General features: G+C 61.4%; 17 protein-coding genes. 14 read left to right on the forward strand and 3 right to left on the reverse strand.

Annotated features, from left to right (window positions below):
- The first annotated feature begins 14 nt into the window (after nucleotides 1-14).
- The 9 genes from ACWPW1_RS13580 (at nucleotide 15) to ACWPW1_RS13620 (ending at nucleotide 8,410) form a co-directional block, all read left to right on the forward strand.
- Nucleotides 15-779, forward strand: a complete 765-nt coding sequence (locus ACWPW1_RS13580; RefSeq protein WP_454253190.1) for an amino acid ABC transporter ATP-binding protein — start codon at nucleotides 15-17, stop codon at nucleotides 777-779.
- A 55-nt stretch (nucleotides 780-834) separates the two neighbouring features.
- On the forward strand, nucleotides 835-1,674 hold the full coding sequence (locus ACWPW1_RS13585) for a transporter substrate-binding domain-containing protein (protein ID WP_454253191.1): 840 nt from the start codon (nucleotides 835-837) through the stop codon (nucleotides 1,672-1,674).
- A 75-nt stretch (nucleotides 1,675-1,749) separates the two neighbouring features.
- Nucleotides 1,750-3,045 carry an NAD(P)/FAD-dependent oxidoreductase gene (locus ACWPW1_RS13590; protein ID WP_454253192.1) on the forward strand — a complete coding sequence of 432 codons (1,296 nt, stop codon included), beginning with the start codon at nucleotides 1,750-1,752 and terminating at the stop codon, nucleotides 3,043-3,045.
- A gap of 14 nt (nucleotides 3,046-3,059) precedes the next feature.
- Nucleotides 3,060-3,530: an Lrp/AsnC family transcriptional regulator gene (locus ACWPW1_RS13595; RefSeq protein ID WP_058790472.1), complete on the forward strand. Its 471-nt coding sequence runs from the start codon at nucleotides 3,060-3,062 to the stop codon at nucleotides 3,528-3,530.
- A 284-nt stretch (nucleotides 3,531-3,814) separates the two neighbouring features.
- A complete protein-coding gene (locus ACWPW1_RS13600; RefSeq protein WP_454253193.1) occupies nucleotides 3,815-4,540 on the forward strand; it encodes a GntR family transcriptional regulator in 726 nt (241 codons plus the stop codon).
- 32 nt (nucleotides 4,541-4,572) lie between these two features.
- Nucleotides 4,573-5,871: an MFS transporter gene (locus ACWPW1_RS13605; RefSeq protein ID WP_454253194.1), complete on the forward strand. Its 1,299-nt coding sequence runs from the start codon at nucleotides 4,573-4,575 to the stop codon at nucleotides 5,869-5,871.
- A 32-nt stretch (nucleotides 5,872-5,903) separates the two neighbouring features.
- Entirely contained in the window at nucleotides 5,904-6,758 is an 855-nt protein-coding gene (locus ACWPW1_RS13610; RefSeq protein WP_454253195.1) for an amidohydrolase family protein, read from the forward strand.
- A 361-nt stretch (nucleotides 6,759-7,119) separates the two neighbouring features.
- Complete coding sequence (locus tag ACWPW1_RS13615; protein ID WP_454253196.1) at nucleotides 7,120-7,752, forward strand: pyridoxamine 5'-phosphate oxidase family protein; 633 nt, start codon at nucleotides 7,120-7,122, stop codon at nucleotides 7,750-7,752.
- Between the two features lie 94 nt (nucleotides 7,753-7,846).
- Nucleotides 7,847-8,410 carry a DUF1993 domain-containing protein gene (locus ACWPW1_RS13620; RefSeq protein WP_434774413.1) on the forward strand — a complete coding sequence of 188 codons (564 nt, stop codon included), beginning with the start codon at nucleotides 7,847-7,849 and terminating at the stop codon, nucleotides 8,408-8,410.
- 71 nt (nucleotides 8,411-8,481) lie between these two features.
- Here ACWPW1_RS13620 and ACWPW1_RS13625 read toward each other — a convergent pair whose 3' ends face one another.
- Nucleotides 8,482-10,434, reverse strand: coding sequence for a sigma 54-interacting transcriptional regulator (locus ACWPW1_RS13625; RefSeq protein WP_454253197.1), 1,953 nt, complete (start codon nucleotides 10,432-10,434; stop codon nucleotides 8,482-8,484).
- A gap of 216 nt (nucleotides 10,435-10,650) precedes the next feature.
- Between ACWPW1_RS13625 and ACWPW1_RS13630 the strand changes: the two genes are divergently transcribed.
- From ACWPW1_RS13630 to ACWPW1_RS13650, 5 genes are all read left to right on the forward strand, one after another.
- The gene (locus ACWPW1_RS13630; RefSeq protein ID WP_454253198.1) at nucleotides 10,651-11,547 is read left to right on the forward strand and encodes a DUF1932 domain-containing protein; all 897 of its coding nucleotides are present in this window, start codon (nucleotides 10,651-10,653) and stop codon (nucleotides 11,545-11,547) included.
- Entirely contained in the window at nucleotides 11,544-12,248 is a 705-nt protein-coding gene (locus ACWPW1_RS13635; protein WP_454253199.1) for an RraA family protein, read from the forward strand. Before ACWPW1_RS13630 ends, ACWPW1_RS13635 begins: the two co-directional genes overlap by 4 nt.
- 80 nt (nucleotides 12,249-12,328) lie before the next feature.
- Complete coding sequence (locus ACWPW1_RS13640) at nucleotides 12,329-13,690, forward strand: CitMHS family transporter (RefSeq protein WP_454253200.1); 1,362 nt, start codon at nucleotides 12,329-12,331, stop codon at nucleotides 13,688-13,690.
- A 719-nt stretch (nucleotides 13,691-14,409) separates the two neighbouring features.
- Entirely contained in the window at nucleotides 14,410-14,766 is a 357-nt protein-coding gene (locus ACWPW1_RS13645; RefSeq protein ID WP_454253201.1) for a response regulator, read from the forward strand.
- 381 nt (nucleotides 14,767-15,147) lie between these two features.
- Nucleotides 15,148-16,806, forward strand: coding sequence for a methyl-accepting chemotaxis protein (locus ACWPW1_RS13650; RefSeq protein WP_454253202.1), 1,659 nt, complete (start codon nucleotides 15,148-15,150; stop codon nucleotides 16,804-16,806).
- A gap of 150 nt (nucleotides 16,807-16,956) precedes the next feature.
- On the opposite strand, the gene ACWPW1_RS13655 is transcribed toward ACWPW1_RS13650, so the two are convergent.
- Together ACWPW1_RS13655 and rlmE are read right to left on the reverse strand one after the other, a co-directional pair.
- Nucleotides 16,957-17,328 carry a hypothetical protein gene (locus ACWPW1_RS13655; protein ID WP_454253203.1) on the reverse strand — a complete coding sequence of 124 codons (372 nt, stop codon included), beginning with the start codon at nucleotides 17,326-17,328 and terminating at the stop codon, nucleotides 16,957-16,959.
- 412 nt (nucleotides 17,329-17,740) lie between these two features.
- On the reverse strand, nucleotides 17,741-18,361 hold the full coding sequence (gene rlmE, locus ACWPW1_RS13660; RefSeq protein WP_059315259.1) for a 23S rRNA (uridine(2552)-2'-O)-methyltransferase RlmE: 621 nt from the start codon (nucleotides 18,359-18,361) through the stop codon (nucleotides 17,741-17,743).
- Nucleotides 18,362-18,564 lie beyond the last annotated feature (203 nt).

The following is an 18,564-nucleotide window of genomic DNA, read 5'->3' on the forward strand; positions in this document are numbered from 1 at the left end:
CCTGGGAGCCCCCCGTGCATCAGATCTCTGCTTCATCCAACCTCAACGCGGCCGTCTCGGTACGCGATCTGCAGAAGTGGTACGGCGACTTCCAGGTCCTCAAGGGGATCGACCTGCACATCGCCAGTGGCGAGATCGTCGTGATCTGTGGCCCCTCCGGCTCGGGCAAGTCGACGCTGATCCGCTGCCTGAACCTGCTCGAAGATTTCCAGCAAGGCGAGGTGCGGATCGCTGGCCAGGTGCTATCCCGCGAAGCGGCCAGCGTGGCCAGTATCCGCCGACAAGTCGGCATGGTGTTCCAGCAGTTCAACCTCTTCCCGCACCTGACGGTGCTGGAGAACCTGATGCTGGGCCCACGGCTGGTCAGCAAGCTTGATCAGGCTGAGGCGAGAAAACTTGCCCTGCAGTATTTGGCGCGGGTGCGGATTGCCAACCAGGCAGACAAATATCCCGGCCAGCTCTCCGGTGGCCAGCAGCAGCGGGTCGCCATTGCCCGGGCGTTGTGCATGAAGCCACGCATCATGCTCTTCGACGAACCGACCTCGGCGCTCGACCCGGAGATGGTCAAGGAAGTCCTGGATGTGATGGGCGAGCTGGCTCAGGACGGCATAACCATGCTCTGCGTGACCCACGAGATGGGCTTCGCCCGCAAGGTCGCCGACCGGATCATCTTCATGGACCAGGGCCAGATCATCGAAGAAGGCCGTCCGGACGAATTCTTCGATAACCCGCGCCAGCCGCGAGCGCGCGAATTTCTTTCACAGATTCTCAGTCACTGACCGCAGCCGTTACACCTCTCACGACAACAACAAACGTGTATCCGGAGACATCACCATGATCCCAGCCGCTCGCCTTCTCACCGCTTTCGCTGCCGCTGCTACCCTAGGTGCCGCCCTGCCCTCTGCCTGGGCCGGCCCGACCCTTGATCGCATTCATCAAACCAAGGTCATGAAGGTGGCCACCGCAGCCAACTGGCCGCCGCAATCCTTTCTTGGCGAGGACAATCAACTACGCGGCTTCGACATCGATGTGGCGACCGAGATCGGGCGAAGACTCGGGACCAAGGTAACCTTCGTAACCCCGGAGTACGGCATCATCACTGCTGGTCGCTGGGCCAATCGTTGGGATCTCTCCGTTGGCTCCATGACGCCAACGACCGCCAGAGCACGGGTACTCGATTTCCCTGCCGTCTACTACTACACGCCCTATGTATTCGCGGTGCACAAGGACGCAGCCAAAACGACGCTTTCCGAGCTGAATGGCAAGAAGATCGGCGTCGAAGCCGGTACCACTTCAGAGGACTACATCAACCGACGTCTGAAGATCGATGCCGCCGATGTTCCCGCATTTACCTACGAGGTGGAGCCTGGCGAAGTCCTGACCTATGGCGACAGCATGGGTCCGCTCGACGACCTGCGCATGGGCAACGGCACGCGGTTGGATGCCACCCTGTCTGCGTTGCCGACCGTCCTGGGCGCTATCAAGGCGGGCTACCCCGTCGCCGCCGTATCGGGCAAACCCGCCTACTACGAACCCCTCGCCATCGCGGTCGACAAGGGCGACGAAGCCTTCAATGCCGAGCTGGCCAAGGCCGTCACCGACATGAAAGCCGACGGCACACTCAAGCAACTCTCCCAGAAATGGTACGGCACTGACCTTACCCTGATTCAGTAACCGCCGTTCTGATACCCATGCCTGTCATGCGACGGGCACGAGGCCCGCTGCTGCCCGAAAAAAGGACACCCACTCATGGCTGTTTACAGCAACAACTACTACACCGGGACCATGCGTGCGACCACGCAACGGGCACCTTTGCTAGGCGATGTGGCGGCGGACGTCTGCGTCATCGGCGGCGGTCTGGCCGGCCTGAGCACGGCCCAAGAGCTAGTAGCGCGCGGCCGTTCGGTCGTTTTGCTGGAAGCGAATCGCGTGGCCTGGGGAGCCTCCGGCCGGAACGGTGGCTTCGTGCTGCAAGGCTGGTCGGAAGGCCTGTCCGCGATTGAGCGGCGTTGTGGCAATCAGACGGCGGCCGCCTTGTTCAGACTGTCGCTGGAGGGCGTCGACATCGTCCGAGATACCATCGCCCGCCACCAGCTACCCGGCTGCGCGCCCACGTCCGGCAAGCTCAGCGTGGTGCGCTACGAAGATGGGGTCAATCTGCAACGGACCCGCGATCGCATGGCACAAGACTTCGGCTTTGAATTGGAGTACCTGGACACCCAGCAGATTCGCGAACGCCTGAAGACCGATCGCTATTTCCAGGCGTTACGCGACACCCACGGTTTCCATTTTCACCCCTTGAACTACTGTCTGGGCCTAGCGGAGCTGGTCGAGGTCGGCGGCGGAGTGATCCACGAGCGCACGGCGATGCGCGAGGTGGTGAGCCGGGGAGACCTTCACAGAGTCACGACCGACCACGGCTCGGTGACCTGTCACGACGTAGTCCACTGCTGCGGAGGCTATGGCGGCGCAGAATTTGGACGACTCCGACGCGCCTTCCTGCCGATTGCCACCTATGTGGTGCTGACCGAGCCCTTGGGCGAGCGGCTCGCGAGCGCTGTCACCACCACAGATGCGGTCGGCGACAACCGACGTGCCTCGGACTACTACCGCATTGTCGAAGGCAATCGTCTGCTCTGGGGCGGCCACATCACCACCCGCAACCTGCAGGATGAGCAGCGGCTGGGGCAACTACTCACCCGCGACATTCTCTCCGTCTATCCCCAGCTGCAGGGTCTGAAGATCGCCAAAGCCTGGTCCGGATTGATGGGCTATGCGCGCCACAAGATGCCGCACATCGGTCGCCTGGCGGCAGGGCTATGGACCTGTACTTCATTTGGGGGCCATGGTATGAACACCGCACCGATTGGGGGGCGTGTGATAGCGGAAGCCATCTGTGGCGAGACGGATCGCTATCGGCTGTTCTCCGCCTATGGCCTCGAATGGAATGGTGGCCCCGTCGGGCCAGCGGCTGCGCAGACCGTCTATACCTATCTCAAGCTGATGGACAAATTCCAGGAAGCCCGCGCGCACGGATATCGCTGAGCTGAGGAGAGGTCATGGATGCACGCAACACCGGAGCGTTGTTTCAACTCACAGAAAAGGATCGGCAGCTGCTGGCTCTGCTGCAGGCTAATGCCCGCGAACCTACCGCGGCCCTAGCGCGCAAGCTTGGCGTCTCGCGTTCCGCTGTACAGGAGCGGATCACGCGCCTAGAGCGGGCTGGCGTGATCACCGGCTACAGCGTCCGCATCGATCAGGACCGTCTGCAGCAGGTAATCAACTGCTTCACTATGACCTCCTGTACCAACAAGAGCTACACGGATGTCATGACGCACCTACGCAACATGGACGCGGTACAAGCCGTGTACGCCGTGTCGGGTGAATCCGACTTCATCATCCACCTAGCCACCCACACGCTTGGCGAGCTGAATGCAGAGCTCACCCGCATCAACATGATCAAGGGTGTCGCCCACACAGCCTCGCACATTGTGATGGAAACAAAATTCAGTCGAAAGCTAACGATTTGAACGGGCGTTGCCGCGGCAAGACGCGGCATTGATTGCCCCTCCTCTTGTCACCAGTACGTGCCAGGTGGTCCGCACCAGCCCTGTCCTTCATCTGTTCGATAATCGCCTGTCCGGCGTCTTATTCTTCCGCTGCATGTGAAGCGGCAGGATTGTCTCTCCACCGTGCCCAAAGCGGCACCCCCTCTTGATGTCCTCTGACGGCTGCTCATCCGACCTCTTGACGATCTTATCTATGTCGCCCAATATCGAAATTCATATAGATAACTATAACTATGGATGACCAGATGACCTCAGTCGATACTCGTCTACCGCTCTATCAGCGGCTACGTGATGACCTGGCTACCGCCATCGCTCGCCAACAGTGGCGGCCGGGTGACGCCATTCCTACCGAGGCCATTCTGTGCGAACGCTATGCGGTGTCGTCTGGCACAGTGCGCAAGGCACTTGATCTATTAGTGGACGAAGGCGTCTTGGAGCGTTTCCAGGGCCGAGGCACCTTTGTCAGACGACCGCAATTCGATCATTCCCTGTTTCGCTTCTTCCGCTTCGAGGATGCCAACGGCGAGCGGGTGGTGCCGGACAGCCACATCCTGCTGCGGGAGCAGCGCCAGGCCACAGCGGACGTTACCAAGGCACTCCAGCTGGCCGAGGAGAGCAAGGTCGTTTATCTGCATCGCCTGCGTCTGATCGCCGGACGCGCGGTGCTTGAGGAGCACATCTGGCTGGATGCTACGCGCTTCGGCGCCCTGCTCGACGTTCCGCTTAACGCCTTCGGACCGCTGCTCTACCCCCTCTATGAACAGCACTGCGGCGAAGCCGTGGCCCGTGCCGAAGAACAGCTCAGCGTCATCCAGGGCGCGGCCGACAGCGAGCACCTGCTGCAGCTGCCGGCGGGCCAACCGCTGGTGCAGATCGAGCGCCTGGCGCTGGGCTACGACAGCCGACCACTGGAATGGCGTCGCTCTCGCGGTGATGCCCTGACCTTCCGTTACCGCACCGAAATCCGCTAGCTGCCACTCCAATAACAAGAGGCATCCTGATCATGTTCAACTGGTACAAAGACGTTTCGCGCGGCGAGCGCAAAACCTTCTGGGCCTGCTTCGGCGGCTGGGCGGTCGACGCCCTGGAAGTCCAGATGTTCGGCCTGGCCATCCCGGCACTGCTGGTGGCCCTGTCCATGACCAAGGCCGATGCCGGCCTTATCTCCGGGATCACCCTGGTCACCACTGCCGTGGGTGGGTGGCTCGCCGGCAGTCTGTCCGATCGCTTCGGCCGGGTGCGGGTCCTGCAGTGGACCATCCTCTGGTTCTCCTGCTTTACCGCCCTGTCGGCCTTTGTCGAGGGCTACTACTCGCTGCTGGCGGTCAAGGCACTGCAAGGCTTTGGCATCGGTGGTGAGTGGGCGGCTGGCGCGGTGCTCATGGCAGAGACCATCCGCGCCGAACACCGCGGCAAGGTCATGGCGACGGTGCAGAGCGCTTGGGCCGTAGGCTGGGCCGGCGCGGTGCTGCTGTTCACCCTGATCTACACCTTCCTGCCGCAGGACTATGCCTGGCGGGTGATGTTCGCCCTCGGCCTGCTGCCGGCGCTGCTGATCCTTTATGTGCGCCGCTCCATACCCGAGCCGGACGCCTTTCAGCGCACCGCCAAGAGCCGCTCCGACGCCGGTTTCTGGAGCGCCCTGCTCGGCATCTTCAAGCCGCAGTACCTGCGCGTGACCCTGCTCGGCGGCCTGCTCGGCCTGGGTGCCCACGGTGGCTACCACGCGGTGATGACTTGGCTGCCGACCTTTCTCAAGACCGAGCGCCAACTGTCAGTGTTGAGTTCTGGCGGCTACCTGGCGGTGATCATCTTTGCCTTCTGGTGCGGCTGCATTGCCAGCTCGATACTGATCGACCGTATCGGCCGCCGTTACAATGTCGCCCTCTTCGCCCTCTGCTGCGTACTAACCGTACAAGCCTATGTAAGCTTGCCGCTGACCAATACCCAGATGCTGTTCCTCGGCTTTCCGCTGGGCTTTTTCGCGGCCGGCATTCCGGCCAGCCTGGGCGCCTTGTTCAATGAGCTGTATCCCAGCGAGATCCGTGGTGCCGGCGTAGGGTTCTGCTACAACTTCGGCCGAGTGCTCTCGGCGGTCTTCCCCTTCCTGGTGGGCCATATGAGCGCCTCCATGTCGCTGGGCTCGGCCATCGGTATTGATGCCGGGATCGCCTACGGCATCGCCCTGATCGCTGTCCTGGCGCTGCCGGAAACCCGTGGCCGGGATCTGCAGCGTCTGCCCGAGGCGGAGCAGGCACCGTCACCCTCTCACCAGGATGCCTCTGCACCGGTACGCCACTGAGGCGCCCGGTCCATCCCCAGCCAAGAGTTGCCATGATCCGTTCGGAAATTGCTCCCATTGCCGGCGTCGACAGCCACGCCCATGTCTTCCATCGCGGCCAGACGCTGGCAGCGGACCGCCGCTACAGTCCCGACTACGACGCGCCCCTGAGCCGTTATCTGGCACACCTGGATGCGGTGGGGCTGTCCCACGGCATTCTGGTGCAGCCGAGCTTTCTCGGTACCGACAACAGCCTGCTGCTCGACTGCCTAGCCCAGGCGCCCAGGCGCTTGCGCGGCGTGGTGGTGGTCGAGCCGGATATCTCCGCCGAGACGTTGGCGGCCCTGGTCTGCCAGGGCGTCTGCGGAGTGCGGCTCAATCTGATGGGCCAGGCATTGCCTGATCTGGCGGCACCACGCTGGCGTCACTTCCTGCAGCAGTTGGCAGAGCTAGGGCTGCATCTGGAACTGCACCGCCACGCCAGCGATTTGCCAGCCTTGCTCGGCCCAGCGTTGGAGACCGGGGTAACGGTAGTGGTCGATCACTTTGGTCGTCCTGATCCGGATCTCGGCGACCGCGATCCTGCCCTGCAGGAGCTCTGCCGCTGGGCAGACCCGGGCAGTGCCCTGTGGTTCAAGCTGTCGGCGCCCTATCGCAACGCGCCCAAGGACAGTACTACCACGATGATCATGCAGCGCGCTCAGGCCACCGCTGAGTGCCTGCTGGCCGCCTTTGGCCCGGAACGGTTCGTCTGGGGCAGTGACTGGCCCCATACCCAGCATGAGCCCCAGACCAGCTTCACTCAGGAGTACGAGGCGATGCCGCACTGGTTGCCTCGGCACTATCGCCGCCAGGTTCTGCAGGACAATCCCGCACGGCTATTCCGGATCGATGAGCTGGTGCACTAGCCAGGATTCAGCCTCTTCCACTGCTGCCTGGGCCTCAGGCAGCCGCCCCTGACTACCCCTGGGAGGCCTCTTCCCTACCCCTTCCCCACCTAGGAGGCGCTGTCGACGCTCTTTTCAGTCGCCACAGCACTGTGGGTGTGCCGCTCCCAAGTGATCGCCACCCTCTTCCAGTGGGCTATCCGCTCGAATCGCAAGCGCCGCCGGCTCAGCGCCTGACACAGAAGCCGGACCCAGGTCCGAGTCTACGTCTCACGTATCAGCTACAGTTCAGCACGCCCCTCTAGCCACTGCGAAAGAGGAGTACTGGGATGTCACGTGCGTGACCAGAGGTACGTAGACCACATTGAGCAAGGAGACGAGCATGGAGCAAGCCAACGACAATCAGGACTACATCACCACGATCCAGGCATTGGAAAGCCTCTATGGCCAGGTCGCGGCGCCGTCGATTCTCAAGGAAGTCGATCATATCCACCCGGTCTATCGCCCCTTCATAGAGGCAGCATCTTTCGTCATCCTGGCGTCTTCAGGGCCCGAGGGACTCGATGCCTCGCCACGAGGCGACGCGCCGGGCTTCGTCCACGTCCACGATTCGAAAACCCTTTACCTGCCAGATCGCCGTGGCAACAACCGCCTGGATACGCTACGCAATATCCTCCAGGATCCTCAGGTAGCCCTGCTGTTCCTCATTCCCGGCATCGGCGAAACCCTGCGCATCAACGGCACCGCCCGGATAGCGGTCGATCCGGCGCTGCTGGCGCGTTTCGAAGTCAACGGCCAGCGTCCCCGCACCGTTCTGGAAGTCACGGTCTCCAGCGTCTACTTCCAATGCAGCCGCGCGGTCATCAGGGCCGGCCTGTGGGATGCGTCCAAACACCTGGCGCGCAGTGCGCTGCCTACTCCTGGCGCGATTCTAAAAAGCCTCTGCCCCGAGAAGGTGGATGGAGACGCCTACGATCAAGCCCTGCCACAGCGTATCGCCAGTACGCTCTACTAGTGCGTGCTGGTAGACCAGGTCTGTTTGCCACCGCCCTCTCAGCTCACGCGCCGAGTGCCCTCGTCTCCCTGCGACAACCCTCAAGGACCTCACCATGAACTTCACGGATATCCTCGTCCCCACCTACGTGAACATGCTCCAGGCCTTGTCGGCCTGGCTCGACAAGGCGGAGGTCCAGCGGCCGGACGGCGCCGCAGAAGCCTTGTTGGTCGCACGACTGGCGCCCGATATGTTTCCCCTGGCGACTCAAATTCGCTTCGCCTGCGTCCAGGCCCAGGAAGGCCTGTTGCGCCTATACGGCCAGAGCTTTCCACCCGAGCTGAAAGTTCTGCTCGACGAGGGACGCAATGGGGCGGAACAGCCCGGCACCCTCGCCCAGGCACAGAACCGAATCCAGGAAACCCTGGACAGGGTAAAAACCATTCCGGCCGACGGGTCTCCCCTCACGGAAGGAGCGGCCGTCGCGCACGAACTACCCCAGGGGCTGGTGTTCGATTTCACCGCCGAACAGTTCGTCCGTGACTGGGCGCTGCCGCAGTTCTACTTTCATGTGATGACCGCCTACGCCATCCTGCGGGCCCAGGGTGTGGAGCTGGGCAAGGCCGACTATGTGGCCCATGTGCTGCCCTGCCTACGCTCCGGTGCGCCGCCTGCCTGAGCGAGGCGAAAGCGCTCGGATACCGTCCGTGAACGAACCTGCGGCAGGTTCCTTGGCTGGCGTGCTGCCCTTCAAGCGTTCCGGTAACGGCTACCGTCAAAACAGGCGGGGTCCTCGTTCAGGTATTTCTGCATCCGTCGCCACAGAGTGGTCGTACTGATTCCGAGGCGGGCGGCCGTCTGTTTGCGATTGCCCCCTGCGGCACTGAGAGCTGCATGGAGAATGGTCCGCTCATCGGGAAGCCCCGCCACCGTCGGGGTTCGCCCCAGCAGCTCCGGTCTGGGAAGATCACCGAGCACTTCGTCGAGCAGCTCTTCGGCAGGCCAGTTGCAGTTGAGCATGACGCTCAAGCGTTCGACGAGGTTGGCGAGTTGGCGTACGTTGCCCGGCCACGGATAGTCGGCGAGGCGAGCCAGCAAGGTCTGGGTGATCGCACGCCTCTCTGCGGATGGCTTCGGCAAGAGATGATCCAGCAATTCTGGCACGTCGCTACGCCGCTCGCGCAAGGGCGGCAGGGTCAGCCGCAGTACGCAAAGGCGGTAATAGAAGTCCTCGCGGAACAGGCCCTGGTCGACCTGGGTGAGCAACGGCTTGTTGCTCGCCGTGATGATGCGAATGTCTACCGGCGTGACCTTGTCGTCACCGATGCGGATGACTTGGCGCTCTTGGAGGGTGCGTAGCAGTTTCAACTGGATGTCCGCTGAGGTTTCGCTGATCTCGTCGAGGAACAGCGTGCCGGTATGGGCCAGCTCGAAGACACCCGTGCGACCTTCGCTGGAGGCGCCGGTGAAGGCGCCCTTTACGTAACCGAACAGCTCGCTTTCCAGCACGCCGGGGGCGAAGGCGGCGCAGTTGATGGCCACGAAGGGACCATGGCGTCGCGCCGAAGCGTTGTGAATGCTCTGGGCGAAGAGTTCCTTGCCGGTGCCGGTCTCGCCTTCAATGATAAGAGTGCTGTCGGCGTTGGCGTAGGCGGCTGCCAGGCGCTTCGCCCGCTGCAGGGCAGGACTACTGCCTACGATGTCGGTAAAGGTGCTGTGTGCCAGGTGTTGCCCCGCGAGCGCACGACGCATCTTGCGCTCAAGGGTTCTGATATCCGTCTGGTTTTGTAGGGTGGCGACCGCCCCTATGACCTGGCCGTCCAGCACGATGGGAGCGATGCTCAGTGTCAGGGCGCGCCGACCGATATCCAGGAGGGCTCCGCGTACCGCCTTCCCATGGTGCAATGCTTGCTCGAAGTAGCGCCCGATAGGCAATTCGAAGACGGGGTCGCCACAGGCGAGGTCGCCCATGTAGGTCTGGGCGACCTGATTCAGGCGCGTCACCAGGCCTGCGCCGTCGACACTGAAGATACCCTCGGAGACGCAGTCGAGGATCGCCTGAATCATTTCATAGCGGCGCTGCAGCTCCTGACGCTGGAGCCTGCGCTCGTCTTCCACTTGCAGCAGATGCAGGGCTTCGTCGAGCGCTTCAGCAGTAGCCTCAGTGTCAGTCTCCGACATCACGTAATGCATGCCACGCGCCGTGACGGCGTCGGAGAAGGACAGGCCGCCGATCGCGACCTCAACGCCCTGGGTCTGCAAATCATCCAGGCGAGCTTCGATGTCTTCGCTACTGGCCAGGGGGTCGATCACGCAGATAGCGGCGTCTGGCATGAACGCATGGGATTTCGCAAGAATTCGCGCATAGCCGTCCGAGGTGGCGAGGAAAGCCACTTTGGGCGAGAGGCGCAGCGCCCTTTGATAGGCATTGATGCAGTCGAAGAAGGTGTGCCGGAGCTCCACTACCGGCACGCGGAAATGCTCCCTCAGTCGACGTGCTGTCTTGCCGCGACTGATGAGGACCACGGCGCCCTGATCCAGCAGATGCTGGGCGGTATGCAGGGCATCACCTTGCACGGCCTCCACGACGGGCAAATCCAGCCCACGCTGGCGAAGGAGCTCTTCCATGGCACGCGTCAGGGTGCGCGACGGCGCTATTACCGCAATGCGGCCGGGTACAGGAGCTATCTGCCGGGTATTCATTAGCCTTTTCTTCTGGTTTCACGTCGAGCGACGGGTTGAACGCTTTTGCAAGCTTCTGAAGCCCATGTCAATGGCAGGTGCGAACCCGTCCCTATCTCAGCCGCACCTAAATACCTGAGGGATAAACCATTTTTCAGCGCCATATGCCCGATATCGATCGTTGGCACAGCCCTTGCGCCTCCACTGCCAAACAACACCAACAGAAGGTAGCTGGCGATGAAACTGGTCTTCATAGGCTTTGGCGAGGCGGCCTATCACCTCGCACTCGGACTGGGCTCAGCGCAGGAACTGCAATTGGGCGCCTACGACGCCTATAGCAACGATGCCAAGGTTGGCCCCCTGATTCAGCACCGCGCCCGTCAGGCAGGTGTGGAGCTGTTCGATAGCCTCGAGCGGGCCTGTCGGGACGCGCGATTCGTGCTCTGTCTCACCAGCGCGAACAGCGCCCTACCCCTGGCCGAGCAGATCCTGCCGTTGCTCACTGCTGGCCAGGATTATCTGGATCTCAACTCTGCAGCACCCGAGGTCAAGCGCTGCATCGAGCAATTGCCACGCGCGACCGGCGTTGGCTTCTGTGATTGCGCCGTGATGGGCACTGTTCCGGGCAACAATCACCGCGTCCCCATGTTGCTGGCTGGCAGCGCTGCACCCGCCTTCGCCGCTGCCCTTACGCCCCACGGCATGCGTCTGACCGTTCTGGACGCCGAGCCCGGCGCCGCATCGGCTATCAAGATGCTCAAGAGCGTGGTGATGAAGGGCCTGCCGCAACTCTTCCTCGAATCCTTCCTGGCCGCTGAGCGCTTTGGCGTGCTCGATACCCTGGTCGAGTCCCTGAGTGAGTCGCTCGACAGCAAGACGGTGACGCAACTGGCCGACACCTTCATTGCCCGCACTCTGATCCACGCCAAGCGACGCGGCGCCGAACTGGACGATGTGGTCACGACCCTGCAGAGCGTAGGTGTCGATGCCAGCATGTCCATCGCCACGCGCGACCAGCTGGAAAAGCTGGCACGTCACGACTGGCGCAGCGAGCTCGGGCCTGGCGGCAGCGACCTGGACTACCGCACAGCCATCGCCCACTTCTCCCGTCAGCAACAGGAGCTGCCGCTATGAACACCGACCACTACCTGCCGCTTCCCGAACTTATCCCCTCCGAGCTTCTGGAGCGTTTCCGCTCACTCAGCCCGGCACAGCTGTGCGATGGCATGCAGGGCCTCGGCATACCGCGCGACGGCTGCATGGATCATGACCTGCTGCCCCTGGACGAACACAAGGTCCTGCTCGGCACCGCCTATACCGTCGATACCGAGGACGGTGACAACTTCCCTATCCACGTTGCCATCTACCAAGGACAACCAGGCTACGTCCTGGTGGTCGCTGGCAAGGATCATCGTGAGCGCGCCTACCTCGGTGACCTGATGGCCGGTGCCGCCCAGGCGGTTGGGTTCGCAGGCCTGGTGATCGACGGGTGCGTGCGGGATCGACAACCGCTGGCCAAGCTGGATATCCCGGTATACGCCAAGGGCTTCGTCCAGCGCAGTCCTGCGAAACAGGGCCCTGGTCAGATCAACGTACCAGTGCAATGCGCAGGGATAGCCGTCGAACCAGGCGACTTGGTCTTCGGCGACTACGACGGCATTACCGTGGTGCCCAGGGCGCGCCTGCTCGAGGTCCTCGAAGCCGCGGAGAAAAAGGACGCCTACGAGGTGAAGCGCCGCCAGGTCATCGATGACTACGCCCGCTGTCGCGCAAAAGGTGTGCCCTTGCCCACGCTGGCCCCCGATTGGGTCACCGCGCTACTAAAAAGCTCCTGAAAGTCGCCCGGGAGCCCTTCGCCGGCTCCCTGTGACCACTGTTCGCGTCCCGATAACAATAAAACTGGGAGTCACCCCGGATGCTCACTTTTCTCGGCTATACGCTGATCGTCGCCTTCCTGTTCTTGGTGATCAGGCAGAAGCTTTCGCCTTTCACCGGTCTCATCGTCGTTTCACTGGCCGCCGGCGCCCTAGCTTGCCTCACGAGCGGCGTTCCGCTCGAGACCCTGGTCACCTGGATTCGCGAGGGCCTGTTCTACTCCACCAGCCAAACCGGCAAGGTCTCGCTGGGTACCGTCAATCCCACGGTGATGATCCTCTTCGCGATCCTCTACTTCAGCCTGATGATGAACGTGGGCCTGTTCGATCCGTTGTGTACGTTTCTTATCCGCAAAGCCAATGGCGATCCGCTAAAGATCATCCTGGTCACCGCCTTCACCTCGTCGGTGGTGACTCTCGACGGTGACGGCACCACCACCATCCTGATCATCACCAGCGCCTTCGTGCCCCTGTACAGGCAGATGGGCCTCAAGCTCTCGAATCTGGCGATGCTCATCATCCTTCCCTGCGGCCTGGGCAACTGCCTGCCATGGGGCGGGCCGCTGGCGCGCGCTGCAGCCGTACTCAACGTGGAAGTGAACACCCTGTTCGTGGCGATCCTGCCCATCCTGGGCGTGTCCTTCATCTATGTGTTCTGCATGGCCTACCTGATGGGACGCAAGGAACGCGCACGGCTGGGCTACGTCCCGGGCAAACGGGCTATCGTCACCCCCCAGCAGATCGAGGACATGGTCACGGTCATCCAGGAAAACGATCGAGAATTCAAACGGCCCCGCCTGTTCCTGTTTAATCTGGCGCTGACCATTGTCATGCTCGTCACGCTGTTGGCCGGATGGGCCAGCGGTGCCATCGTGTTCATGCTGGGAACCGCCCTCGCCTTGGCGGTGAACTACAGCGCCACGGAACAACGGGAGCGCATCACGGCCAATGGCGGTGATGCCATTGCTGTCGGCTCGATCATAATGGCAGCGGGTTGCTTTCTCGGGATCTTCAACGGCAGCGGCATGGCCGCCGCCGTGGCCAACAGCATCGCCGCCATGATCCCCGAATCCATGGGTAGCCATACCGCGCTGGCATTCGCCTTTCTCGGTGCCATCGCCTGCTACGCCCTGCCAGTCGACGCCTACTACTTTGGCATCCTGCCGGTGGTTGCCCCCATCGCCTATCAGTTCGGCATCACCCCTACGGAAATCGGTGTCGCGTCTTTCATGGGGCAGGCCCTGCGCTATGCAAGTCCCACGGTCGCCTGGCTGTTCCTGCTGATGAACCGTACGGAAATGACCTTCGGCGAGTACCAGAAGGAATTCTTCAAATGGTCGTTGCCCATGTTCGGACTCTTCATCGTCACCGCAATCGTGACCGGAGAACTGCCCATCGGCTGACTATAAGGGCCTTGCGGGCTCACACAGGAGTTAGCGAGACCCTCGGATGACGAAGGATCCCTCTACAACGTTTTCACCGTTCTCCCCCGGCTCCCGCAAGCCAAGTCGCCGGACCAGGCGATGGGCAGCAGCTAAATAGGGGAGGTTCAAGACTACGACGGTCTCGCCGCAGTTTGCGCTAGCGCTCCACAGCCTGTCTGCTCCCTAAGTACCAGCACTACCGACAGGCTTAGCTGGAGGATGCAGGCCTGAGTGGCCAGTTCGTGCATTTCGCTATCCCCACGTTAATTGAGCAGCAGCCAGAAAAGGCTATGGTGGCTTTCCGGGCGTGCAGAGTCCGCGTCCGGGAAACGTGAAAGGTCAACCTCGAAGGCGATCTCGCGGCGATCAGCCCTATCGAGAACAGTATCGGTTTGGGAGATCAATGGTGACTCGACTTGCTCAAATGAATCGCGCGATATGATTTTCCAACGCCATAACCGCGAAGCACTCTATGGCCAAACCTACTCCCAGCAAGCGACTTCTGATTAGTTAGCAATAGGTGACGGATCGCCTCTACTGCTAACTACCATTGGCGCATAGCAATGCGCGGACAGATGCCCTTCCCTACCCATCGCTGTACAAAACATGTACAGGCACCAGCTCGTCGTACAACGTGGAAACAGCAGCCGACATGGCGGTCCCTGTCTAACGACGTCCTACGATAGCCAGGTCCATCCTTGAACCGCCTTGTCCTTATTGCTGAAGATGAAAGGCTACTTGCTGAGATGCTCCGAGACATCTTCGAAGAGCATGAATGCGAAGTATTGGTCTTTAGTACCGCTGATGACGCCTGTCGCTATCTGGAACAGAAACATCCGCCACTGGACCTGCTGTTCACCGATGTAAGGATGCCAGGCTCGAAGACCGGACTTGATCTGGCGCTCAGTGCGCGGCGGCTCCAACCGACGCTACCCATCGTCGTCTCATCCGGGTACTTCGATGGCCCTACCCAGCACCTCTCCGAGATGACCTTGCTGCCCAAGCCCTGGAATCTGGAGCGACTATTGACCGTCTGCTCGTTGAAGCGCAGCTAGCTCGATACTTGCCGGAAAGTTGAGCGGCACCAGTTTTCTATTATAATCCGCGACGTTGAAAAGTCCTTATAGTGCATTCGACCGCTAGAGTCGCCATCCGCCACGCGGCTCTCCACAACGCCACTCTTCGATCTACCAAACCCTTTCTACAGGAGATTACCCTTACTATATAGTTATCGGGATAACTGGAATGGCAACAACCAATTGCGCGTTAAATATATGCGCGACGACCTAATTAGTAACCCGAACCACTCATCTCCATGGCTTAACGCCACTATAAATTTCTACACGACCCATCCGAAAGCCTGACTAATGGCGTCACTACTCCCTCTTAGTTACGGGCTGGACTTTACCGTCCGCCCTTTTTAGCAGGAGCTTCACATGTTCAAGAATTTCAGGATCGGCACCCGCCTTATCGTGTCCTTTATTGCCGTGGCAGCCATCAGCCTGGTGGTTGGGGTCGCGGGTCTGAACAACAGCAGCCAGATCAATGATCTGGCAACTCAACTCTATGAAAACGAACTGCTGGGGTTGTCATACATTAAGGACGCCAACCTGAATCTTATTTTCATTGGTCGTGCGCGCAGTAACTACCTGTTGGCAGCCAGCGACGAGGACCGGAGTCGTGCCCAGGCGGAAGTCAAACAAGGCCTCGCCAACGTACGGGAAAATCTGGCCAAAGCCCGCCCTCTGTTCAACAGCGAAGCGTCGGCGAACAACTTCCGGCAAATCGACGACCTGCTCACCAGCTATACCACCCAATTGGATCAGGCCATGACGCTCGCTCGTGGCCGGGCGTTGCGCGAGGCAGATCCGGTACTGGACAACCAACTCGCCAGTGTCCGTCGCTATGGTGATCAGGTTGGCGCGCTGATGGCCGAGCTGTCCAAGCGTAAAGAGCAGAATGCCAGCGACGCCAACGACCTCACCGACCAGCTCTATGAACACAGCCGGGTGATGCTGATCGGTATCATCTCCGTGGGCGTGGCCTTCGGCATCCTGCTGGGCATCCTGATGAGCCGCAGCATCACCCGCCCCCTGCGGGCCGCGGTCGAGATTGCCGATCGCCTGGCCGCTGGCGACCTCACCCAGCGCATCGAGGCCGAAGGTCGCGACGAGACGGCCGCTCTGCTACGCGCCATGGACGGCATGAACCAGCGGCTGTCGCAGATCATCAGTGACGTGCGCAGCGCGTCCGATGGACTGGCCAGCGCCTCGGAAGAAATTTCGGCCACCGCCCAGAGCATCAGCCAGGCCAGCACCGAGCAGGCGGCATCGGTCGAGGAGACCAGCGCCAGCGTCGAGCAGATGTCGGCCTCCATCGCGCAGAACACCGAAAACGCCAAGGTCACCGACGGCATGGCCGGCAAGGCGAATCGCGAGGCCAGCGAAGGGGGGCAAGCGGTGAAAGATACCTTGATCGCCATGAAGACCATCGCGACCAAGATCAGCATCATCGACGACATCGCCTACCAGACCAATCTGCTGGCGCTTAACGCCGCCATCGAGGCAGCCCGTGCCGGCGAGCACGGCAAGGGCTTCGCCGTGGTCGCCTCCGAGGTACGCAAACTGGCCGAACGCAGTCAGGTGGCGGCCCAGGAGATCAGCAACGTCGCCCAGGGCAGCGTGGCTCTGGCCGAGCGAGCCGGCGCGCTGCTGGACGAGATGGTGCCGTCCATCAGCAAGACCTCCGACCTGGTCCAGGAGATTACCGCGGCGTCTGAAGAGCAGACGTCCGGTGTCGAACAGATCAATGGCGCCATGCTGCAATTGAGCCAGGTCACCCAACAGAACGCCTCGGCCTCCGAAGAATTGGCCGCCACGGCAGAAGAGATGAGCAGTCAGGCCGAACAGCTTCAGCAACTGATGGAGTTCTTTACCCTGAACGCCGCCGCGGGAGACCAAGAGGCGCCACGCTCTACCGCCAAGCGTTCAGACCCAGCTCTGGCCAAGCGTACGTCGGCGTTGATCGGTACCCAGCGTCACGGGCCCCATGGCGGCGTGCCGGCTGGCTTCGCTCGTTTCGAAGAAACCGCCTGACCGGTTGATGGCTTCTGAGCGCAGCCAATGGGTTCTGGTGCCGGCTGATAGCCGGCACCTAGCGTCTCGCTAACGCGGCTTTCAATCGAACGGGATGGCCGCGTATCGAGGCGACGTGATGACACGTGAAGACCCGCCCGCCTCAACTTTTCACTCGTTCAGGCGAAGAAACTGCTTCAGTCTCAGCACGATGCATTCGACGTCTTCCTTCGTGGAGAAACCCACTCGCGGCCAGTCGTATCGGCTATCGCGCGCCGTGGCCTGGCCATTCTTGGCCTTCAGCTCCGCAAAGAACTTCTTGCTTTCAGCAATGCCCCTCCCCGCCCTGCGCGCATGGGATTCGACGTCAAAAGCAATTTCGCCAAGATTGCCATCGGCTGCTCCAGCGCCTGGCCGGTACAAGAAGATCTGGCCCTTCTCGGCTTTCACGCACCTGAAGCCACTGCCGCTCTCCATCTCGTAGAGGGCCCCATAGATATCGGTCAACAGGCGCCTGGCCGTCTCGAACACATATGCATCCATCTATCCTGCTCCCTGTTTTTCAAGCGAACGACGGCCGCCACAACTGCCTGGATACAGTTGATTGAAAACCTTAGCAGCAGGTGAGGAATTAATTCCTGATGGACATATCCCCTCACAGTTGTCAGGGATGCTGCACAAAACGCGCGACAGGTACGTCGTAGCGCCCCAATCGCAAGGTAGCGAGGTGCTACAAAGACCCGCTGACGCCTGGACCCTTGAAGATGGCAACGAACGACGGCAGACAGCGGATACGCCTAGCCAAAGATTTCCGCGCGATAAGCGGCAAATGACCCTGACCAAATGGCCAGAAGCGCACCTACCCCTGCTTACGGTCGCGATTACCCCCGTGGCGAACAGGCGTTTCCGCGGACCTTCGAACAGATTGAAAAGCGCGCGCTGGCGCCTGGACGGCTCAGCCCTTGAAGCCCTTGCCGACCAGATAGACCTCACGCGAGCGGGGACGCGAGGCTTCGGGCTTGCGGATCGAGACCTTCTCGAAGGAGGTACGCACATCCTTGAGGAATTCGTCGGAGCCCTCACCCTGGAAGACCTTGACCACATAGTTGCCGCCGGGCTTGAGCACCTGGCGCACCATGTCGAGGGTCAGTTCCACCAGGTACATCGCCGCCGCCTGGTCGGCCGCCGCGACACCGCTGATGTTGGGCGCGATGTCGGAGACGATCAGATCGGGCTGCCGGCCTTCGAGCATGCCGAGGATCTTCTGGAAGACGGCGTCCTCGGTGAAGTCACCCTGGACGAAGTCGACGTTATCGAGTGCACCCATCGGCAGGATGTCGGTCGCCACCACCCGGCCCTTCTCGCCGACGATGCCACCGGCCACCTGCGACCAGCCACCAGGGGCCGAGCCCAGATCCATGACCAGCATGCCGGGGCGGATCAGCTTGTCCTTCTCGTTGAGCTCGATCAGCTTGTAGCTGGAGCGTGAACGCAGGCCGTCTTTCTGAGCGCGCTTTACGAAGGGATCGTTGACGTGTTCGTCCAGCCAGCGACGGCTGCTTTTGGATCGTTTCATGTTGGAGCTACCACGGGAAATCGGGTGAGAAGCGGACGCACGCCAAACCTGGCCGGCCGCAAAGAGGCGGCGATTATAAGCCGATAACGCCCTGGCACGAATCAGGGATCGCCGTGGCGACCGCTAGACCGCCGAATCGAGCGCCCATCGTCCTGGCCTGACAGCGCCGATACCGCCGGGTACAATCGCCGCCCTACCCCTCC

Source organism: Pseudomonas sp. Marseille-Q7302 (assembly GCF_965111925.1).